This window comes from Micromonospora zhanjiangensis, from assembly GCF_042650605.1.
In the GTDB taxonomy this organism is placed as follows: domain Bacteria; phylum Actinomycetota; class Actinomycetes; order Mycobacteriales; family Micromonosporaceae; genus Micromonospora_J; species Micromonospora_J zhanjiangensis.
In genome coordinates, this window is sequence record NZ_JBHSBN010000003.1 from 318049 (window position 1) to 335254 (window position 17206).

Consider the following 17206-nt stretch of genomic DNA (forward strand, 5'->3'; position numbering starts at 1 on the left):
CCGTCCGGTGGCCGGTTCACCGGACGCGTTTCTCGTAGCGTCGGCACGGGACGATGACGGTCCCGGTGCCGGACCCCGGAGCCGGGTCGTCACCGCCGGTTCCGGTTTCGGCCGGGTAGTCGAGTGGCGCCACGTCGCGCCACCCGCAGCGGGCGTAGAACCGGCGGGCCCGGGTGTTGCCCACCGCGACCGCCAGCCAGGCGGTGTCGAACCGTACGGCGACCATCCGTTCGCCGGCCGCGAGGAGTGCGTCGGCGACACCGGTCCCGCGGGCCGGCCCGGCGACGTACACCTGCTCCACCTCGTCCCGCGCCACGGTGACGAACCCGACGAGCCGCCCGGCCAGGGTGGCGACCGTGGTGGTGGCCAGCCGGGGCGGCACCCGCCGCCGGAAGTCGGCGAGTTGCCGGTGCCGGTGCAGCTCGTCCGGGACGTGTCCGGCGTGCCCGTCCAACCAGCCGTGACACCACAGTACGGCGATCGCCTCGGCGTCCTGCGCGTGCGCGGCGCGCAGTGCGAGTTCACGGTCGTCGTCGGTCATGTCGATCCTCCAGCAGAACAGTAACTTGCATTTCTAAGTTAGGAAGCTAAGATACTGCGCATGAACCATCCGAACAACCTCGGGTTGGAGTTGCACACGCTGGTCTCCCGCCTGGAGCGGGCCGGTGACCGGATCCTGCGCGCCGACCACGGCCTGTCGTACCGGCGCTTCATGGTGCTGGTCATGGTCGGCGAGCTGGGCGCGTCCACCCAGCGGGCGCTGGCCGACGGCCTGGCGGTGACCGAACCGTCGGTCAGCCGGATGGTCGCCGCCCTCGCCGGCACCGGGCTGCTCACCGTGGCACCGGATCCGGCCGGCGGCAACCGTCGACGGATCGCCCTGACCGACGCCGGCCGGGAACTGGTCGAGCGGGCCGGCACCGAGCTGATCCGACAGCTCACCGAACTGGTCAGGTCCAGCGGCGTGCCGTTCGAGACGTACCTGGCGCACACCCGACGGTTGAACGCCGCCCTCGACGGCGGCTGAGGAAGACCTCGCCGCCACACCCCGACACCCACCCCTGTCCACCGTGAGGATTTCGCCATGCTCACCACCCCGGACCTGCGGACCGTCCGCTCCACCGATGGCACCACGATCGCCTACCACACCACCGGCGCCGGCCCGGATCTGCTGGTCGTCCCCGGCGCGCTCAGCGACGCCGCGGATTTCACCGCTTTGACCGAGGCGCTCGCCGCCAGCTTCACCGTGCACACCATCCAGCGGCGGGGCCGCCGCGGCAGCGGACCCCAGGGCCCCGGGTACGGCATCGAGGCGGAATGCGCCGACCTCGCCGCCGTCCGGGCGGCCACCGGCGCCCGGTACGTCTTCGGTCACAGCTTCGGCGGGCTGGTGACGCTGGAGGCGGCCCGCCGCGACCCGGGCATCACCCGGTTGGCCGTCTACGAACCCGGTGTGGCCGTGGACGGGCTGATCCCGACCGACTGGATCCCGCGCGCCCGCCGATTCCTCGACCAGGGACGGCCGTTCGACGCGTTCGCCACGTTCGCCATCGCCACCGGACCGAGCGCGGCGCGCCGCAACCCGAGATGGCTGATGGCCACCATCCTGCGCCTGGCCTTCCGGGGCGAGAAGCGGGCGAAGGTCTTCGAACTGCTCGAACCCGCCCTGCGGGAACACGCGGAGATCGGCCGGCTGGACGACAGCTACCCCAACTACCGGCAGGTGTCCGCCGAGGTGTTGCTGATGACGGGCGGCAGGAGCGACCTGGCCCATGTGGGTCCGTCCACGGCCCGGCTCGGCGAGGTGCTGCCCTCGTCGCGGGTGGTCACCTTCCCGAAACTGGACCACTTCGGGCCGCACCACAAGGGCGAGGCCGAGGTCGCCGAGGCGGTGACCGCCTTCCTCCTCGGCTGACTCACCGACCGCCCCGGGTGGATGGACCAGAGGAAACCGGCTCGCGGTGGTACGTGGGACCGACCAGGATGCCCAGGATGCGTACCTTCGACGAACTGGTCGCCGAGGCAGCCGAGGCCGACGTCACCGGGTGGGGCTTCGGCTGGCTGGACGGGCGGGCCACCGAGGAACGCCCACCGTGGGGATACGCCCGGCTGATCGCGGCCCGGCTGGCCGGGGTGGCCTCGGCGCTGGACATCGACACCGGCGGCGGCGAGATCATCGCCGAGGTGCCGCGGCTCCCGCCCCGGATGGTGGTCACCGAGGGCTGGCCGCCGAACACGGACCGGGCCCGCGACCTGCTGTCCCCGCGCGGCGTCGAGGTCGTACCGGTCGAGCCGGGCCGGCCGCTGCCCTTCCCCGACGCCGGTTTCGAGCTGGTGACCAGCCGGCACCCGGTGTCCCCCGACTGGACCGAGATCGCCCGGGTACTGACCGACGACGGCCGGTACCTCGCCCAGCACGTCGGGCCCGCGTCGGCGTACGAGTTGATCGAATGGTTCGTCGGGCCGCTGCCCCGGGAGAACCTGGACCGGCAGCCGGACCGCGAGGTCGCGGCGGCGCGGGCCGCCGGGCTGGCGGTGGTGGACCTGCGCACCGCGCGCTGCCGGATGGAGTTCTACGACGTCGGCGCGGTGGTCTGGATCCTGCGCAGGTGTGTCTGGTGGGTGCCGGACTTCACTGTCGAACGCTACGTGGACGCGCTGCGCCGCCTCGACGGGCAGATCCGCCGGCACGGCGCGTTCGTGGCCCACTCGACCCGGACCCTGATCGAGACCCGGCGGGTGCCGCGCTGATCCGTTCAGGCAGCAATGTCCCCGACATCGCTGCCTCAACGTCAGCACGTCGCAGCAAGGTCGGGGACATTGCCGCTCTCGCCGCCTCGGCGGAGGGGAGGAAAAAGGGCGGGTCAGTCGTTGCGGGCGGCTTCGGGGCCGGTGATGCGGCGCAGCAGCGGGAGCGTCGAGGCCACGATGGCGAGCGACACCGCCAGGCCGGCGGCCACCATGAGCCAGAACGACGGGGGCGGCGCGAGCAGGTCGTAGCGCAACTGCGCGCGCAGGAACAGGTGCGCGGCCAGGAAACCCGTCCCGAGCGCCACGACCGAGACCACCAGCAGCGGCACCACCGTCTCCAGTGCCACCACCCGGCGCAGCGTGCCCAGTTGTACGCCGGTGAGCCGCAGCATGCTGAACGGCCGTTTCCGGTCGCTCAACCCGCCGGCCACGGCCGCCGCCAGGCTGCACCCGGCGATCGGCAGGCTGGCCAGCATGATGACGTCGGCCAGCCGCTGGAACTGGACCAGTTCCCGGGAGTTGTCCGCCGCCCACTCGGCGCCACTCGCGGGGAACTGACCGCGCGGGAACGCGTTGATCATCATGGTGCGGGCCCGTTCGAAGGCGACCGGACCGGTCGTGTCGACCACGATGGACAGGATCGGCTGCCGGGCGACCTCGGCGGCCGGGATGGTGGCGGCGTCCCAGACGTGGCGCTCCTGCGCGGGCAGGTCGAGAGCGCGCGGTCCGACCAGGTCGCTGGGGACTGCCGCGACCTCGGCGCCGGCCGGACAACCACCGAACACCCGGAGGCGGTCCAGTTCGGCACAGGTGATCAAGCCCTGCCAGGCGTTCCGGTCCGGGTTGTGACGCAACACGATCACCTGCCGCACGCCGGGGACCGCCGCGAGGCCGGCCGGGATCTGGTCCGCGGAGGGCGCCGGACCGTCCTCCGGCCAGAAGGTCTTCGCGAGGCTGCTGACCGCCAGCGAGTCGCCGCTGGGCGCGCCGCGGTTGGCGACGAACGTGGTGATCGTGCCGGTGGCGACGCTGGTCACGAAAAGCGCCACGACCAGCCCGCTGATCGACCGGAACCCGGCCTGCGGGTTGTCCGCCAGCCGCCGGCCGGCGATCAGCGCCGCCGGGCGGCCCGCCCGCCCGGCCAGCAGCCGGGCGCCGGTCATGGTCAGCCACGGCCCGGCCAGCACCAGCCCGATCAGGGTCAGCACGAACCCCGAGATGTACGCGGTGATCTGCCCGTCGGTCGACTGCGGCCGACGGCCGATGAAGTACGCCAGCTCGGCGAGCCCGGCGACCAGTGGGATCAGTCGCCAGGCACGCGGCGGTCTCGGCGTGACCCGCCGGCTCACGCCCAGCGGTGAGATCCGTACCCGGCGCAGCGCCAGCACGGACGCCACCACGGCGCCGAGCGGGATCCCGACGGCGACCAGCAGCAGGTCGGCGGCGGTGAGCGACAGGTCGGTGCCGAAGAACCGCTCGCCGGTGAACGGGATGGCCGCGAGACCGGGCCGCAGGGCGAGGAACACGCCGAACCCGGCGGCGGTGCCCACCGCGGCGGCGAGCGTCGACTCCACCGCCGAGATGACGGAGGTCTGCCGTGGGGTGGCGCCGACCAGCCGCATCGCGGCGAAGCGTTGCTCCCGCCGGGTGGCGGCGAGCCGGGTCGCGGTGCCGATGAAGATGAGCACCGGGAAGAGCAGCCCGGCGGCGACGGCGGCGAGCGTCAGCTTCATGCCGGCGCCGTTGATCCCGACGTAGCAGTCCATGGTGCACTCGTCCGGCGAGGTGGTCATGATCCGGTCGACCCGTTGCGGGCCCAGGGGTTCCAGCTGCGCCGGCGTACGGCCCAGGACGATCAGCAGCGAGTCGGGCGACGGCAGCGCGTCCCGGCCGAGGAGGCCGATCGGGTGACCGGGAAACCGGTCGCCGAGTTCGGCGGCCGGCGTGGACCGCAGCAGCGCGTCCAGGGCCGGCGAGGCGTAGTACTCCCCCGGTCCGGGCAGCCGGGGCATCCCCGGCGGTACCGGAGCGCCCGGCCCCAGCGCGGCGATCTCGACCCGGCCGATCGACCTGCCGTGGTAGTAGTCCCGGCGGACCTGCCACAGCATGGCGTCGGTGGCCGACGCGTCGGCGGCCGGCACGACGGCGGTGTTGAGCCAGGCGTACCGCTGGTTCTGGGTGCCGACGGCGTTCATGCCGGCGAGGGCGGCCAGCAGCAGGCCGACGCCGAGCGCCACCGCGGCGGTGATGACGGCGAGCCGGGTGACGGCCTCCCGGCCGCCGGCCAGGGCCAGCCGTACCCCGAGGGGGATCATGCCGCCACCAGCGCGTTCACCCGACCGTCACGGACCACGACCTGCCGGTCGGCGTACGCGGCGACGCGGGCCTCGTGGGTGACCAGGACGACGGTGGTGCCCTGCTCGCGGGCGGCGGTGACCAGCAGGTCCATCACCTGCTCGCCGGTCAGCGTGTCCAGCGCCCCGGTCGGCTCGTCGGCGAACAGCACCTGCGGCCGGGCGACCAGGCCCCGGGCCAGCGCCACCCGCTGCGCCTGCCCGCCGGACAGCTCGCCGGAGCGGCGCCCTTCCAGCCCGGTCAGGCCGAGCCGGTCGAACCAGGGCCGCGCCTGCGCCAGCGCGGCCGCCCGTTTCACGCCGCCGAGCAGCAGCGGCAACGCCACGTTCTCCGCCGCGGTCAGCTCCGGTACGAGCTGGCCGAACTGGAAGACGAAGCCGAACGTGTCCCGGCGCAGCAGGCTGCGTTCCCGCTCGCCGAGGGTGTCGATCCGGCGGCCGGCGAAGCGGATCTCACCGGAGTCGGGGACCAGGATGCCGGCCAGGCAGTGCAGCAGGGTCGACTTCCCGGAACCGCTCGGGCCCATCACGGCGACGATCTCGCCGGTCGCCACCGAGAGGTTCGCCCCACGCAGTGCCGGGGTCTCGCCGAAGGACAGGGCGGCGTCCCGCGCCTCGATCGCGGCGGTCACCGCTTCACCTCCCGGCGCAGCGCGTCCAGCCGGGCGACCGTGGTGTCGATCCAGTGCAGGTCGGCCTCCAGGTGGAACAGGCCGTGATCGGCCAGCATGGTGTCGACCAGGCTGCCGCCCCGCTTGATCTCGGTGAGTTCCTTCATCCGGCGCAGGTGGGTGGCGCGCTGGGCGTCGAGGTACTCCTGCGCGGGACGGTCCAGCATGAGTGCCAGCACCACCTTGGTGAACAGCAGGCTCTGCAGGTTCGGCTCGGCCTCGACCGGCTCGGTCAGCCAGGTGTCGACCTCGGTGGCGCCGCGTTCGGTGATGACGTACCGCTTGCGTTCCGGGCCCTCGCCCGGCGCGACCTCGTCCATCACGATCTTGCCGTCCCGGGTGAGCCGGCCGAGGGTGGCGTAGACCTGACCGAACGGCAGCGGCTTGCCCCGGCTGAAGAAGGTGTCGTAGTCGCGTTTGAGGTCGTAGCCGTGGCTCGGTTCGCGTTCGAGCAGGCCAAGCAGGGTCATGGGAACGCTCATGCCGACGACCATACCCCGCGCGTATACCCCGCGTATATACCTCTGGCGTAGATCCTGCTCGGCGGCGGGAGTGCGCGCGATACCCTCCCCCGGTGACGGATCCCACCGACGGCCGGCCCATGCGTGAGCGGATGCGCGCCGGTGACCTCTACCTCGCCGACGACCCGGAGCTGCGCGAGCGCGCCCTGCGGGCGTTCGACCTGATGGACGAGTACAACGCGACGTCCGCGCGGGACTGCGACACCCGGCGGCGGGTGCTGACCGAGCTGCTGGGCGCCGTGGGCGAGGACACCGAGATCCGGCCACCGCTGCGGGTGGACTACGGCGAGAACATCCGGGTCGGTGCCCGAACCTTCGCCAACTACGGCCTGGTGGCGTTGGACGTCGCCGCGATCACCATCGGCGACGACGTGCAGATCGGCACGAATGTCCAGCTGCTGACCCCGACGCACCCGATCGAACCGGAACCGCGCCGGGCGAAGTGGGAGGCCGCGAAGCCGATCACGATCGGCGACAACGTGTGGCTGGGCAGCGGGGCCGTCGTCCTGCCCGGCGTCACCATCGGCGAGAACACCGTCGTCGGCGCCGGCTCGGTGGTCACCCGCGACCTGCCCGCCGACGTCGTCGCGGTCGGCAACCCGGCCCGGATCGTCCGTCGGCTCGACCCCGGAGCCACCGGCGAGCAGCCGGGCTGAGCGGCGGCGGTCAGCGCCCGGCGGGTCGCGGGGCGACCAGACCGCCCTCGTACGCGGCGATGACGAGTTGGGCGCGGTCCCGGGCGGCGAGCTTGGTGAGCAGGTTGCCGATGTGCGTCTTGACCGTCTTCACGGAGATGTGCAGCGCGTTCGCGATCTCGTCGTTGGACAGGCCACGGGCGACGTGCACGAGGATGTCGGTCTCCCGCCCGGTGAGGACGGCCAGGGCGGGTGCCCGTCGGCCGCCGGGCCGAGCCAGGTAGTGCTCGACGAGCCGGGTCAGGATGCTGGGGGCGTACAACGACTCCCCGGCGTGGGTCCGGCGGACGGCGTCGACCAACTGGTCGGGGTGGGCGTCCTTGAGCAGGAAACCGCTGGCCCCGGCGCGCAGCGCGCCGTACACGTACTCGTCCAGCTCGAACATGCTGAGCACGACGACGCGGACGGCGCGCAGCTCGGCGTCGGCGGTGATGGCGCGGGTCGCGGCGATGCCGTCGCCGACGGGCATCCGGATGTCCATCAGGACGACGTCCGGGCGCAGCTCGCGGGCGAGCGCCGCGGCCTCCGGGCCGGTGCCGGCCTCGCCGACGACCTCGAAGCCGGCGGCGCCGAGGATGATGGCCAGGCTGTGCCGCAGCAGCGGCTGGTCGTCCGCGACGAGCACCCGCACGGCCGGCGGCGATCCGGCGGGCGGCGGCCCGGCCCGGGACGGTTCGGCGGGCGGCGGCCCGGCCCGCAGCGGTTCGACCGGTGGCTCGGGCCGTGACGGTTCCGGCCGCGGTACGGTCATCGGGCGGGCCCGTCGGGCAGCCGGGCGGTGAGGCGGAAACCCGGCCCGGCGGGACCGGCCAGCAGCGTGCCGCCCAGCGCGGTCACGCGTTCGCGCAGCCCGGTCAGCCCGTGGCCGGCACCGGGCCGGGACGTCCAGCCGTCCCGGGGTCCGTCGTCCTGGACGCCGACCACGAGCGCGGCGCCGTCGCGGCGCACGGTGACCCGGACCCTGGTCGGGCCGGCGTGCCGGGCGGCGTTGCCCAGGCCCTCCCGGACGACCGCGCAGACGGCCAGTTGCCCGCCCGGCGACACGACGCCGAGGTCCGCCACGTCGAGCGTGGCGGACAGCCCGGCGCCGGCCGCCGCCGCGACGATCGCGGGCAGGTCGGCGAGCGTGGCCGCGGGCAGCAGCGGCAGCGGGTCGTCACCCGGCGTACGCAGCACCGCGAGCATCCGCCGCAGTTCCGTCGTGGTCTCCCGGGCCACCCGCTCGATGTCGGCGAGCGCGTCGGCGCGTTCCCGGTCACCGTCCGGGCCGGGCATCCGGCCGGCCGCGGCGGCCCGCACGGTGACCAGGCCCAGCCCGTGCGAGACCAGGTCGTGCAGTTCGCGGGCGACCCGCAGGCGTTCGGCGTGCGCGGCCCGCTCGCCGGCCCAGGCGGTCAGCCGGTGCTCGTACTCCCGGCGGTGCCGGCGGGTGCGCGACAGCGCCCAGATCAGCACGGCGCCGGCGCCGGCGGCGAGGAGCAGGGGCACCACCGTCGCGGCGGGACCGGTGCCACCGACCGTCAGCAGCAACAGGACGAGGACGACGAGCAGCGCCCCGGCGCCCGGCCAGACCCGGGACCGCCAGGCCGGCCGGTCGGTGCTGTCCATCCGCGGAGTGTAGGTTCGCCGCGCCGGCCCGGACAATCGGACTCCGGTCGCAGGACCTGAGTCCGAGCACCGGTACGCCGATTCCCGACCGTGACCCGACGACAGGCCCGCCGATCCCGGCTGGGATGGCGGTCATGCTTCTCATCGAAGGTGTCGTCAAACGGCGGCGCGGCCGGGACGTCCTGCGCGACGTCAGCTTCCGGGCCGACCCGGGCCGGGTGACCGGCTTCGTCGGGCCCAACGGGGCCGGCAAGTCGTCGACCCTGCGGATCCTGCTCGGGCTGGACCGGGCCGACGCCGGCCGGGCGCTGGTCGACGGCCGGCCGTACCGGGAGCTGCGCCGGCCACTGCGGACGGTCGGGTCGATGCTGGACGGTTCCGGGGCGCACCGGTCCCGTACCGCCCGCAACCACCTGGCCTGGCTCGCGCGCGGCAACGGTATCCCCCGACGCCGGGTCGACGAGGTGCTCGACCAGGTCGGCCTCGCCGGGACCGGCCGGACCCGGGTCGGCAGGTTCTCGCTCGGCATGGGGCAGCGGCTCGGGCTCGCCGCGGCCCTGCTCGGCGAGCCGCGGACGCTGGTGCTGGACGAGCCGGTGAACGGCCTCGACCCGGACGGCATCCGGTGGATCCGGGGCCTGCTGCGCGCCCACGCCGACGCGGGTGGGACCGTGCTGCTGTCCAGCCACCTGATGGGCGAGGTCGCCGAGGTGGCCGACGACCTGGTCGTCATCACCCGCGGCCGGGTCGTCGCTGCCGGCCCGATCGGGCAGGTCACCGCCGGGTACGCCACGGTCGAGGAGACCTTCTTCGCCCTCACCGAGCCGCGGGAGGCACGGTGAGCTTCCACCGGTTGGCCCGCGCCGAACTGCGCAAGGCGGCCACGCTGCCCGCGACGTACGCGGCGCTGGCCGTCGCCGTCGCCGGTTCGCTCGCGATCACCCTGGTCAACTCGATCTCCGTCCGCAACGCGCTGGCCTCCGGGCGGGCGGACCTGGTCGGCTACACCTCCTGGGTGGAGGCCGCCTTCTCGGCGCTTCCGCTCGGTACGGTCGGCGCGGTCGTCCTCGGCGTCGTGGCGATCAGCAGCGAGTACACCTCGAACAGCGGGGACGCGGGTGGCGGGCGACAGATCACCTCGACCCTGACGGCCTGTCCCCGACGGCTGCGCCTGCTGCTGGCCAAGGCGAGCGTGGTCGTACTGCTGGTCGTCGGGTCGGCCGTGGTGTCGATCCCCGGCTCGCTCGTCGCCGCGTACGCCGTCGTCGGGACCGCCGGCGGCCCGACGGCGCCGCCGGGCCAGATCGCGGCGCGGGCGGTCGGGGCGACCGTCTACTGGGCCCTCACGGCCCTCATCGCCCTGGCGGTCACGGTGCTGACCCGCAACGGGATCGCGCCGTTGATCGTGCTCATCGTGGACAACTCGCTGGTGTCGTTCTCGCTGCTGCTGTCCTACCTGACCCCGCTGGCGCACTACCTGCCCGACCTGGCCGGCATCCGGCTGTTCGGCGACAACCCGGTGCTCGCCGACGCGCTCGCCCCGCTCACCGGCGGCCTGGTCATGGCCGCCTGGACGGTCGGGCTGCTGGCGGTGGCGGCCGTCGTGCTGCACCGGCGGGACGCGTGAGCCGCGCGTTCGCCGACGTCGTCGGGGCCGAGGTGGACAAGCTGCGCACCCTGCCGATCGTCGTCGCCACGGCGCTCGGCACGGTCGGCACGGCGGTCACCGTCGCGGCGGCCCTGGTCGCCGCGGCCCGGCGGACCGGGGCGGCCGGCGTCGACGGTACGGCGACGACGCTGCGCACGGTCGCGTTCCTGCAGGTCGGCACGATCCTGCTGGGCGTCGTCGGCGCGGCGGTCGAGTACGGCGGCAATCAGCTCCGGACCACCCTGGTGGCCTGTCCGAACCGGTTGCTGCTGCTGGCCGGTCGGGCCGTCGCGTACCTGGCCGTCGCGACCGTCACCAGCGGCGCCGCACTGGGTGCGGGGCTGCTGGTGGCGGGCCTCGGGGCCGGCGGGTCGGTGCGGCCGGATCCGGGCCGGCTCGTCGGGGCGGCGGCCTACCTGGTCGGGATCGGGCTGCTCGGCCACGTGCTGGCCGTCCTGCTGCGGGCGCTGGTCCCCGCGCTGGTGGCCATGCTCGGGCTGGTGCTGGTCGTCTCGCCCCTGCTGGCCGGGCTCACCGGGTACGCCCGGCTGCTCCCGGACCGGGCCGGCCAGGCGCTCTACGCCGTCCCGAGCCCGGGGCTGACGGCCCCCGACGGCGGCCTGGTGCTGCTCGGGTGGATCGTGGCCGTCGGCGCGGCGGCGGCGACCACCTTCCGGCGGCTCGACGCGTGACAGCCTCACCGTCGACGGACGCTACCGCGGTCCCGGCGCGTCCGCTGGCGACCGCGTCGGGCGTCACCTGTCCACTGACGACCGCGTCGGGCGCCACCGGACAGGTGGCGTCCGACGCGTGACCGGTCAGGCGTGGGCCATCGCGGGCTGGCCGATGAACTCCATGATCGCCCTGTTGACCTCGTCCGCGTTGGTCCACGGAGTGCCGTGCGGTGCGCCCTTCAGGGTGATCAACTGGCTGCCCGGCAGCATCGGTTGCAACCGCTGCCCGGTCGCCGGATACGGCAGGACCCTGTCCTGGTCACCCTGGACGATCAGCACCGGTACGTCGATCCGGGATACGTCGTCCCGGAAGTCGGTGAGCCAGGCGTCCACGGAGTCCAGCGTGGCCTTCGCCGACGCCTGCGCGCCGATGTTCCAGTGCGCCCGGTACGCCTCCTCGCTGACCAGCTTCCCCTTGTTCTGGTCCCAGTTGAAGAAGTTGTTGCAGAACTGGCTGAGGAAGGCGAACCGGTCGGCGAGGATGGCCTGCTTGAACCCGTCGAACAGGCGCTGCTCCACGCCCTCGGGATTGTCGGCGGTCTTGAGCAGGAACGGGGCGAGCGGCGCCAGCAGCACCGCCCGGTCCACCCGGTCGGACCCGTACCGGCCGAGGTAGCGGGTCACCTCGCCGGTTCCCATCGAGTGTCCGATCAGAATGGCGTCGCGCAGGTCGAGTTCCCGCATCAGGGTGTCGAGATCGGCGGTGAACGTGTCGTAGTCGTACCCACCGGCGGTGTGCGAGGAGTTTCCGAATCCGCGCCGGTCGTAGGTGATCGTCCGGTATCCGGCGGCGAGCAGCGGTCCGCTCACCTTCTCCCAGGTCGCCCCGTTGAACGGGAAACCGTGGATGAGGACCACCGGTCGACCCGCGCCGTGGTCCTCGTAGTAGATGTCGACGGGCGCGGAGTTCTCGGCGCCCACGGTGACGAACGGCATGATCTCTCCTCCTGACGTGGTGCGTTCCGGCGGCATTCCCGAACCGGCCGCCGCTACGCCTGCCCGGCGCCCGCGGGGGGCGTCGCCCGCTGGGGGCCGGCGCGCTGCCAGCGGGGCGTGCGGGCCGTTGCCAGCGTGGTGTGCGCGGATTGCCAGCGGCACCGGTCAGGGTGACCGCATGAGTTACGCATTCGAGGCGGAGGGCCTGGTCAAGCGGTTCGGTACGACGACCGCACTGGCCGGGATCGACCTCGCCGCACGACGGGGGACCGTGTTGGGCGTGCTGGGGCCGAACGGCGCCGGCAAGACCACCGCGGTACGGATCCTCGCCACACTGCTGCGCGCCGACTCCGGACGCGCCACCGTCGGGGGGTACGACGTGGTCCGCGACGCCGCGCGGGTCCGGCGGATGATCGGGCTGACCGGGCAGTACGCCTCGGTCGACGAGGACCTGACCGGCACGCAGAACCTGGTGCTGATCGGCCAGTTGCTCGACCTGACCCGGCGGGAGGCCCGGGCCCGGGCGACCGAACTGCTGGCCTGGTTCGACCTGACCGAGGCGGCCGGACGGCCGGCCAAGACGTACTCCGGTGGCATGCGCCGGCGGTTGGACCTGGCGGCGAGCCTGGTCGGCCGGCCGGACGTGATCTACCTGGACGAGCCGACGACCGGCCTGGACCCGGCCAAGCGCGAGGACATGTGGGGCGTGGTCCGCTCGCTGGTCGACGACGGTTCGACGGTGCTGCTCACCACGCAGTACCTGGACGAGGCCGACGCGCTGGCCGACGAGATCTCGGTGATCGACCACGGCCGGGTGATCGCGCACGGCACCCCGGCGCAGCTGAAGCGGATCGCCGGCAGCCAGACCATCGTGGTCCGGCCGACCGACCCGGCCCGGGTGGGCGACGTCGCGGAGGTCCTGCGCGCCTGCACCGGCCACGATCCGGAGTTGCCCAGGCCGGGCCTGCTCACCGTGCCGGTGGACAGCGACGCGACGTTCACCATGGTCGTCCGGCGGCTCGACGAGGCCGGCATCGGGGTGGTCGAGCTGGCGCTGCGACTGCCCAGCCTGGACGAGGTGTTCTTCACGCTGACCGGCCACGGCGCCCAGACCCCTGCGGAGGTATCAGCATGAGCACGGCGACCCACGCGGCGCGGGCGCCGCGGCAGACCCGTACCCCGGTGGCGGGGGACGACCGGAAGCGGCCCTTCGGGCTGTTCCGGCACAGTCTCGCGCTCGCCCACCGGAGTTTGATCAAGACGGTCCGGACGCCCGAGCAACTGTTGGACGTGACCCTGCAACCGATCATCTTCGTGCTGATCTTCGTCTACCTGCTCGGCGGCGCGATCTCCGGTTCGCAGCACGCGTACCTGCAGTTCCTGTTGCCGGCAATCATGGTGCAAACCGTGCTGTTCGCGTCGGCGGCCACCGGCGTCAGCCTCAACACCGACATCGAGAAGGGCGTCTTCGACCGGTTCCGCAGCTTGCCGATCGCCCGGTCCGCGCCGCTGATCGGTTCGGTGCTGGGCGACCTCGTCCGGTTCGTGGTCTCGATCCTGGTGCTGTTCGGCTTCGGGTACGCGATCGGCTTCCGGATCGGCACCGACCCGTTGTCCACCCTCGCGGCCTGCCTGCTGACCATCGCGTTCGCGTTCGCCGTCACCTGGGTCGGCGTGCTGATCGGCGTGCTGATGCGCAGCCCGGGCGCGGTGCAGGGCACCGCCTTCCTGATCATGTTTCCGCTGACCTTCGGCACCAACATGATGGTCCCGACGGACACCCTGCCCGGCTGGCTGCAGTGGTGGGTCAAGGTCAACCCGGTGGCGGACGTGATGGCCGCCGCGCGGGGTCTGGTCGTCGGTGGCCCGGTGGCCGGTCCGGTGACCCGGTCGCTGATCTGGACCGTGGCCATCATCGCGGTCTTCGCGCCGCTCGCGGTGCGGGCGTACCGGCGGCGGGCCTGAGTCGACGGGAGTCGCCGGGTCGCGCCTGAACCGCGGCCCGGCGCGGCCGCCGTGCTCGACGACGCGGCGGCTCACCCGACCGGGTCGGCGCCCAGCATCGCCAGGGCGTCGGCCCGGGCCAGGCCGTTCCCCGTGGCGTACGCGGCGGCGTACGCCACGTCGCCCAGCTCCGCGCGCAGCCGCTCGGCCAGCCGCTGGGCATCCACATTGGACTTATCCGGCCGACCGCGCAACGAGTCGGAGGCGCCGAGCAGTTCGGCGGCCCGCTCGTACCGGTGCTCGGCCGCCGCGACGGCCACCCAGCCGACCGTGATGGTCGCCAGGACCGGCATGTCGCGGGCACCGAGGCCGCGGTCGGTGGCCTCGGACATGCACCGGCGGGCGGCCGGCAGGTCGCCGCGGGCCAGCGCGAGGTGCGCCTTCGCGGCCGAGATGAGACCGCCCATCTGCGGCGCCATCCCCGGCCAGGTCTCCTGGCGACGCCACGCCGCGTCGACGCACTCCTGCGCCTCGTCGAGCGAACCCTCCAGCCGGGCGAGTTCGCCGAGCGCCATCAGCCCGAACACGACCTCCCGACCGTCCCGGCCCGCCGTCCGCTCCGCGACGAACCGGCGCAGGTCCGCCTTGGCCCCCGGTACGTCGCCGGAGCGGGCCCGCATGCCGGCCAGCCAGACCATCTGGATCCCCGGTTCCTCGGCGGGACTGAGCTCCCGGGACAGCCGGGCCGACTCCTCCAGCGCGGCCGTCGCTCCCGGATAGTCGCCGCGCTTGGTGAGCGCGTCCGCGTACTGGGCCAGGGTCATCGACAGGCTCCACCGTTCGCCGACCGCGCGCAGCTCGGTCACCGCCCGGGTCAGGTCGGTAAGCATCCCCTCGGCGTCGCCGTCGTTCTCCTTGAGCTGGCCGCACAACGCCAGCAACATGCCGCTGGTCCACGGGTCGGCATGGACCCGCCCCCGGTCCACCGCGGCGATGCCGGCGGCGGTGTCGTCGGTGAAGATGGCCAGAAACGCGTCGACCAGCGGCAGGTACGGGTTGTCGGAACCCCGCGTCGCGTCGATGGCGGCCGCCAGCGCGGCGATCTCCGACCCGCCCGGGACCCGTTCGTTACCGAACATGTCGGTGATCATGCGGATGGCGAGCACGACGGCGCGCTCGGCGGCCGGGGCCGGCCCGGGCAGCGTGAGGGTGCGGGTGAGCACGTCCCCGCCGATCCCACCGTCGCCCCAGATCACCAGCGGCAGGGCCAGCGCCGCACCGATCCGCAGTGCGGTGTCGGCGTCGCCCGCGTCGCAGGCGAAGTGCAGGGCGCCGACGATGTTCTCCCGTTCCGCCTCCAGCAGCCGCAGCCAGGGCAACTGACCGGCGGTGCGCAGGTGCGGATCGGCGGTCCGGACCAGCCGCAGGAAGTAGCCGGCGTGGGCGGCGCGGACGTCGGCGACACCGCCGGCCGCGGCGAGCCGTTCCAGGCCGTACTCCCGGATGGTTTCCAGCATCCGGAACCGGCCGTCGCCGACCACCTGCAGCAGCGACTTGTCGACCAGCGCGTCGAGCAGCGCCGCGGCGTCGTCCCCGCCGGCGCCGGCCGCCGAGTCGGCGGTGATCGACGACGGAAACACGGCGAGCCGTTCGGCCAGGCGACGCTCGTCCCCGGTGAGCAGCCCCCAGCTCCAGTCGACCACCGCGCGCAGCGTCCGGTGCCGCGGCAGGGCGGTCCGGCTGCCGCCGGTGAGCAGCCGGAACCGGTCGTCCAGGCCGGCGGCGACCTGGCGCGGTGAGAGCGTCCGCAGCCGGGCCGCGGCCAGCTCGATCGCCAGCGGCAGCCCGTCGAGGCGGCGGCAGATCTCCACCACGTCCGCGACGTTGTCGTCGGTCACCGCGAAGCCGGACCGCACCGCCGCGGCCCGGTCGCGCAACAACTGCACCGACGGGTACGCCAGCGCGTCGACCGGTGCCGCGTCCGCCGGTGGCAGCCGCAACGGCGGTACGGCGTCGAGCACCTCGCCGAGGATGCCCAGCGGCTCCCGGGAGGTGGCCAGCACCCGCAGCCCCGGGCAGCGGCCGAGCAGGTCGTCGGCCAGCCGGGCGGCGGCGTCGACGACGTGTTCGCAGTTGTCCAGCACGATCAGGGTCTCGTCGGTGGACAGCGTGTCGACCAACCGGCCCATCGTGTCGCGCGGCGCGAGGCCGACGGTTTCGCCCGGCCGGTCGGTCCGCCGGCCGAGCGTGTCGAGCACGACCCGCGGCACGTCGGCCGGGTCGGTGATCGGCGCCAGCTCGACCAGCCAGGCGCCACCGGCGATGTCCTCGGCGAGCACGGCGGCGGCCACGCCGGCCAGTCGGGTCTTGCCCGCGCCGCCCGGCCCGATCAGGGTGACCAGCCGGTTCCCGGCGAGCTGCTTGGTGAGCCGGCGCAGGTCCTCGTCCCGACCGACGAAGGTGGTGAGCGCGGCCCGCAGGTTGCCCCGTGGCGCGGGGAGCCGGGCCGGGGGCTCCCCCGGCGACGCGCCCGGCCCGGCCGCGTCGCCGCGCAGCAGCGCCAGGTGGGCGGCGCGCAGGTCCGCGGACGGGTCGACACCCAGCTCGTCGGCCAGCCGCCGACGGATCCGCTCGTACGCGGTGAGTGCCTCGGCCGGTCGACCGGCGGCCGCCAGCGCCCGCAGGTGCAACGCGGCGAGCCGTTCACGCAGCGGGTGGGCGGCGGTCAGCTCGTCGAGTTCGGCGACGGCCGGCGCGGTCAGTCCGGTGCGCAGTTCCGCCTCGGCCCGGTCCTCCAGCGCGGACAGCCGCAGCTCCGCCAACCGGGCCACGGCGGCGCTCGCGTACGGCGCGTCGGCGACCTCGGCCAGCGCCGGGCCGCGCCAGAGGGCCAACGCGGCCCGCAGGTCGGCCAGGGCCCGCCCGGCGTCGCCGTCGCGCAGCGCCTCCCGGCCCGCGCGGGCCAGCCGCGCGAACCGCTCGGCGTCGACGTCGTCGGGACCGAGGGCGAGCCGGTAGCCGGCCGGGCCGGACAACACTCCGAGCCCGGGTACGGCCCGGCGCAGCCGGGACACCAACGACTGCACCGCGTTGGGGGTGTCGGCGGGCGGGGCGTCACCCCAGAGCGCCTCGGCGAGCGCGTCCACGCCCACCGAACGGCCGGGATCGAGCGCGAGCCGGATCAGCAACGCGCGCAGCCGCGCCCCGCCGACCTCGACGACCCGGTCGCCGTCGCGGACCTCCAACGGCCCGAGGATCCCCACCCGCACGGTCCAACTCTCTCATCCGTACTCCAGGACCGTGCACCGCCGACGCCCGGCTCACCGGCCGTACCGGCTCGGCGT

The 17206-nt window shown here is 74.0% G+C and carries 17 protein-coding genes; 9 read left to right on the plus strand and 8 right to left on the minus strand.

The features are described from left to right. Nucleotides 1-16 precede the first annotated feature (16 nt). A complete protein-coding gene (locus tag ACFOX0_RS07415) occupies nt 17-541 on the minus strand; it encodes a GNAT family N-acetyltransferase (RefSeq protein ID WP_377542978.1) in 525 nt (174 codons plus the stop codon). 60 nt (nt 542-601) lie between these two features. Here ACFOX0_RS07415 and ACFOX0_RS07420 point away from each other — a divergent pair, with 60 nt between their 5' ends. The 3 genes from ACFOX0_RS07420 (at nt 602) to ACFOX0_RS07430 (ending at nt 2751) form a co-directional block, all read left to right on the plus strand. Then, nucleotides 602-1027: a MarR family winged helix-turn-helix transcriptional regulator gene (locus ACFOX0_RS07420; RefSeq protein WP_377542979.1), complete on the plus strand. Its 426-nt coding sequence runs from the start codon at nt 602-604 to the stop codon at nt 1025-1027. 57 nt (nt 1028-1084) lie between these two features. Beyond that, complete coding sequence (locus ACFOX0_RS07425) at nt 1085-1915, plus strand: alpha/beta fold hydrolase (protein WP_377542981.1); 831 nt, start codon at nt 1085-1087, stop codon at nt 1913-1915. Nucleotides 1916-1992: 77 nt separating this feature from the next. Next, entirely contained in the window at nt 1993-2751 is a 759-nt protein-coding gene (locus ACFOX0_RS07430) for a class I SAM-dependent methyltransferase (protein WP_377542983.1), read from the plus strand. Nucleotides 2752-2864: 113 nt separating this feature from the next. Here the strand turns inward: ACFOX0_RS07430 and ACFOX0_RS07435 are convergent, their stop codons facing one another. Genes ACFOX0_RS07435 through ACFOX0_RS07445 form a run of 3 tightly spaced genes read right to left on the minus strand, consistent with a single transcriptional unit; the run spans nt 2865 to nt 6258 of the window. Then, on the minus strand, nt 2865-5066 hold the full coding sequence (locus ACFOX0_RS07435) for an FtsX-like permease family protein (RefSeq protein WP_377542984.1): 2202 nt from the start codon (nt 5064-5066) through the stop codon (nt 2865-2867). After that, nucleotides 5063-5737, minus strand: coding sequence for an ABC transporter ATP-binding protein (locus ACFOX0_RS07440; protein WP_377542985.1), 675 nt, complete (start codon nt 5735-5737; stop codon nt 5063-5065). Before ACFOX0_RS07440 ends, ACFOX0_RS07435 begins: the two co-directional genes overlap by 4 nt. Beyond that, entirely contained in the window at nt 5734-6258 is a 525-nt protein-coding gene (locus ACFOX0_RS07445) for a PadR family transcriptional regulator (protein WP_377542986.1), read from the minus strand. Before ACFOX0_RS07445 ends, ACFOX0_RS07440 begins: the two co-directional genes overlap by 4 nt. 92 nt (nt 6259-6350) lie before the next feature. Between ACFOX0_RS07445 and ACFOX0_RS07450 the strand changes: the two genes are divergently transcribed. Beyond that, on the plus strand, nt 6351-6953 hold the full coding sequence (locus ACFOX0_RS07450) for a sugar O-acetyltransferase (protein WP_377542987.1): 603 nt from the start codon (nt 6351-6353) through the stop codon (nt 6951-6953). 10 nt (nt 6954-6963) lie between these two features. Here the strand turns inward: ACFOX0_RS07450 and ACFOX0_RS07455 are convergent, their stop codons facing one another. Continuing rightward, nucleotides 6964-7743, minus strand: coding sequence for a response regulator (locus ACFOX0_RS07455; protein WP_377542988.1), 780 nt, complete (start codon nt 7741-7743; stop codon nt 6964-6966). Further along, nucleotides 7740-8600, minus strand: a complete 861-nt coding sequence (locus tag ACFOX0_RS07460; protein ID WP_377542989.1) for a sensor histidine kinase — start codon at nt 8598-8600, stop codon at nt 7740-7742. Before ACFOX0_RS07460 ends, ACFOX0_RS07455 begins: the two co-directional genes overlap by 4 nt. 134 nt (nt 8601-8734) lie before the next feature. Here ACFOX0_RS07460 and ACFOX0_RS07465 point away from each other — a divergent pair, with 134 nt between their 5' ends. The 3 genes from ACFOX0_RS07465 to ACFOX0_RS07475 are packed head-to-tail and all read left to right on the plus strand — an operon-like array spanning nt 8735 to nt 10940. Continuing rightward, on the plus strand, nt 8735-9442 hold the full coding sequence (locus tag ACFOX0_RS07465; protein WP_377542990.1) for an ABC transporter ATP-binding protein: 708 nt from the start codon (nt 8735-8737) through the stop codon (nt 9440-9442). Further along, a complete protein-coding gene (locus ACFOX0_RS07470) occupies nt 9439-10227 on the plus strand; it encodes a hypothetical protein (RefSeq protein WP_377542992.1) in 789 nt (262 codons plus the stop codon). The genes ACFOX0_RS07465 and ACFOX0_RS07470 overlap by 4 nt, the downstream gene beginning before the upstream one ends. Beyond that, a complete protein-coding gene (locus ACFOX0_RS07475) occupies nt 10224-10940 on the plus strand; it encodes a hypothetical protein (RefSeq protein ID WP_377542994.1) in 717 nt (238 codons plus the stop codon). The genes ACFOX0_RS07470 and ACFOX0_RS07475 overlap by 4 nt, the downstream gene beginning before the upstream one ends. 126 nt (nt 10941-11066) lie before the next feature. Here ACFOX0_RS07475 and ACFOX0_RS07480 read toward each other — a convergent pair whose 3' ends face one another. Beyond that, nucleotides 11067-11918, minus strand: a complete 852-nt coding sequence (locus ACFOX0_RS07480; RefSeq protein WP_377542996.1) for an alpha/beta fold hydrolase — start codon at nt 11916-11918, stop codon at nt 11067-11069. A 178-nt stretch (nt 11919-12096) separates the two neighbouring features. Between ACFOX0_RS07480 and ACFOX0_RS07485 the strand changes: the two genes are divergently transcribed. Both ACFOX0_RS07485 and ACFOX0_RS07490 read left to right on the plus strand, forming a co-directional pair. Beyond that, nucleotides 12097-13053: an ATP-binding cassette domain-containing protein gene (locus ACFOX0_RS07485; protein ID WP_377542997.1), complete on the plus strand. Its 957-nt coding sequence runs from the start codon at nt 12097-12099 to the stop codon at nt 13051-13053. Next, on the plus strand, nt 13050-13883 hold the full coding sequence (locus ACFOX0_RS07490; RefSeq protein ID WP_377542998.1) for an ABC transporter permease: 834 nt from the start codon (nt 13050-13052) through the stop codon (nt 13881-13883). The genes ACFOX0_RS07485 and ACFOX0_RS07490 overlap by 4 nt, the downstream gene beginning before the upstream one ends. A gap of 71 nt (nt 13884-13954) precedes the next feature. Here ACFOX0_RS07490 and ACFOX0_RS07495 read toward each other — a convergent pair whose 3' ends face one another. Next, the gene (locus ACFOX0_RS07495; RefSeq protein ID WP_377543000.1) at nt 13955-17131 is read right to left on the minus strand and encodes a BTAD domain-containing putative transcriptional regulator; all 3177 of its coding nucleotides are present in this window, start codon (nt 17129-17131) and stop codon (nt 13955-13957) included. Nucleotides 17132-17206: the final 75 nt, after the last annotated feature.

Excerpts from the sequence above, each read along its gene's own strand:
- ACFOX0_RS07445 (WP_377542986.1), bottom strand. The coding sequence starts at position 6,258 with ATGAGCGTTCCCATGACCCTGCTTGGCCTGCTCGAACGCGAACCGAGC.
- ACFOX0_RS07435 (WP_377542984.1), bottom strand. The coding sequence starts at position 5,066 with ATGATCCCCCTCGGGGTACGGCTGGCCCTGGCCGGCGGCCGGGAGGCC.
- ACFOX0_RS07415 (WP_377542978.1), bottom strand. The coding sequence starts at position 541 with ATGACCGACGACGACCGTGAACTCGCACTGCGCGCCGCGCACGCGCAG.
- ACFOX0_RS07480 (WP_377542996.1), bottom strand. The coding sequence starts at position 11,918 with ATGCCGTTCGTCACCGTGGGCGCCGAGAACTCCGCGCCCGTCGACATC.
- ACFOX0_RS07465 (WP_377542990.1), top strand. The coding sequence starts at position 8,735 with ATGCTTCTCATCGAAGGTGTCGTCAAACGGCGGCGCGGCCGGGACGTC.
- ACFOX0_RS07490 (WP_377542998.1), top strand. The coding sequence starts at position 13,050 with ATGAGCACGGCGACCCACGCGGCGCGGGCGCCGCGGCAGACCCGTACC.
- ACFOX0_RS07455 (WP_377542988.1), bottom strand. The coding sequence starts at position 7,743 with ATGACCGTACCGCGGCCGGAACCGTCACGGCCCGAGCCACCGGTCGAA.
- ACFOX0_RS07430 (WP_377542983.1), top strand. The coding sequence starts at position 1,993 with ATGCGTACCTTCGACGAACTGGTCGCCGAGGCAGCCGAGGCCGACGTC.
- ACFOX0_RS07460 (WP_377542989.1), bottom strand. The coding sequence starts at position 8,600 with ATGGACAGCACCGACCGGCCGGCCTGGCGGTCCCGGGTCTGGCCGGGC.
- ACFOX0_RS07485 (WP_377542997.1), top strand. The coding sequence starts at position 12,097 with ATGAGTTACGCATTCGAGGCGGAGGGCCTGGTCAAGCGGTTCGGTACG.
- ACFOX0_RS07420 (WP_377542979.1), top strand. The coding sequence starts at position 602 with ATGAACCATCCGAACAACCTCGGGTTGGAGTTGCACACGCTGGTCTCC.
- ACFOX0_RS07425 (WP_377542981.1), top strand. The coding sequence starts at position 1,085 with ATGCTCACCACCCCGGACCTGCGGACCGTCCGCTCCACCGATGGCACC.